Origin of the sequence: Paenibacillus antarcticus (genome assembly GCF_001637225.1) — a bacterium.
In the GTDB taxonomy this organism is placed as follows: domain Bacteria; phylum Bacillota; class Bacilli; order Paenibacillales; family Paenibacillaceae; genus Paenibacillus_AQ; species Paenibacillus_AQ antarcticus.
Window position 1 is genome coordinate 1 of record NZ_LVJI01000038.1, and the last position, 1,876, is coordinate 1,876.

Consider the following 1,876-nt stretch of genomic DNA (forward strand, 5'->3'; position numbering starts at 1 on the left):
TCTCTCCAGTAACCCCAGTCGCTCCAGTAACTCCAGTAACCCCAGTCGCTCCAGTAACCCCAGTTAATCCAGTAACGCCAGTTGCACCAGTAACGCCAGTTGCACCAGTCGCTCCATTTACGCCAGTAGCTCCCGTGGCACCTCGAATTCCTGAATCTCCGACAGCTCCTTTGGGACCACGTGCTCCATTATAACCTTGAAACCCACGCACTCCTCTAGGCCCTCTTTTACAACATTTATTCTTTACATTCTTCTTATCCTCTTTACAAATACTTTGAATTTCGCTAAACAGCATATACTTTGTATATACTTTTTTCTTTTTCTTCAATTTACTATACTCCAGTACTTTTCTCTTCGCTTGTTTATCCTTTTCCTTAAATTTGACTCTTCGATGTCTGGCTATTTTCGATTTTTGGGATATTTGGTGTTTTACACATTTCTTTTTTTTTAATGAACAGAAATTAGTCAGCACATGTCACCCCCGTACTTATACAATATGAAGACTATCAGTAAAAGGAATAGACTGTTGACTATAAATCAATTCGTATTTGCAAATTCTGACGCACTTCTTAAAGGAGATGGATGATGTAAAATGACTCTGAGAGAAGTGTTAGAAAGGAAGTAATATTAATCACATTGTTCGAAGGGCAAACAAGGTTTTCCATCCCAAAGGTTAAAGTAGAACGTGTGTTCATGAACTTTGATCTCTATCGGCCTCTAACTCCTCTACCACTTTTTAGATTAGATCACAACAAATAAAGCTGTGCTCTCATGACGACGTGCGCAGCTTTATTTGTTGTTTAGAATATTTTACTTTTATCCGCCATAGCTTCGCTTGTGATAGAGAGAACAGTTTTTGTTCCGGGGTTTTCCCCCTAAAAGCCGCTCGTTCTCCCGGATACCGCCATCTTATACCGAACATAAAAAAAGGCCAACCAGATGTTTCTGGCTAACATGATAATACGAAAAGCCGCAATTTATGCGGCTTTCAATTTTACTATGTTCTTGTCACCCGACAGTTGTCAATGTATATAATTCGTTTCAGTTCTTAAATAAATAACTACGCTCCAACAAATGCTGCTGCTGTCGGATGACATGCTGCAGTTAAACGTGCTGAACTGACTGCTCATCATTTCACTTGCAAATCCAGTTTGGGTACCACTTCAAGCCCATTAGATTTGAAACAACTCATACAGCCAATTAGAACACATCTGTACCCAGGATTCCACATTTGTCTTCTTGTTCAGTTCATTGTCACCATAGCTGGATAGATTGTTGAAGACACTCATCCCATGACGTCCAAACTGGAATACATGCAACTCATATTCAAGTCCCAATTCTTGCATTTTAGTGGCCATTCGTAATGGTTGGTCTGAAGGTACCAATAGATCGTTGCGGTTATGCCAGATGAAAAGTGGTGGGGTATGCTGGCCTACATAATTAACAACATCCAATTCGGGAGTGCGATCTGTTGCAATCTTACCAAGACCTTCCCGTTTTCATCAAACGCAACCCAATATGCCCTCCCCTCTTGGGAATAATAATCGGACAGATGACTTAAACTTTCGTCTTCCCATGCTAACCCTGCGCGATTCCCGCCAAACTCGATTAAACAATTCCGAATAATTACTTCTATGGCGCTGTTATCTTCATCTTGAATTATTCTGATATTCATAATGTTGCCTCCATATTGTCCGATGTAAAAATCATTAAACCGCATTAATGCACCGCAATTACTTTACTTTTTTTATATTAGATTGGAAGTATATCATTTTCAAGCTAAACTGCCCGTTACTACAGTAAAGGCAGCCGATCGGACGGCTGCCTCTTGTTGATTGTTTATTGAGCTCTCGTTACCCGTTAGCTTAATGCCCCA

Annotated in this window: 2 protein-coding genes and 1 pseudogene; all 3 read right to left on the minus strand. The window is 40.4% G+C overall.

All coding sequences use genetic code 11. The annotated features are described in order from the left end of the window. A pseudogene (locus PBAT_RS26260) lies at nucleotides 1-328 on the minus strand (hypothetical protein); the annotation flags it as partial. An 844-nt stretch (nucleotides 329-1,172) separates the two neighbouring features. Next, entirely contained in the window at nucleotides 1,173-1,454 is a 282-nt protein-coding gene (locus PBAT_RS20340; protein ID WP_068652362.1) for an alpha/beta hydrolase family protein, read from the minus strand. Then, nucleotides 1,433-1,675 (minus strand): hypothetical protein, encoded by a 243-nt coding sequence (locus tag PBAT_RS20345; RefSeq protein WP_188016955.1) that lies wholly within the window; start codon nucleotides 1,673-1,675, stop codon nucleotides 1,433-1,435. The genes PBAT_RS20340 and PBAT_RS20345 overlap by 22 nt, the downstream gene beginning before the upstream one ends. Nucleotides 1,676-1,876 lie beyond the last annotated feature (201 nt).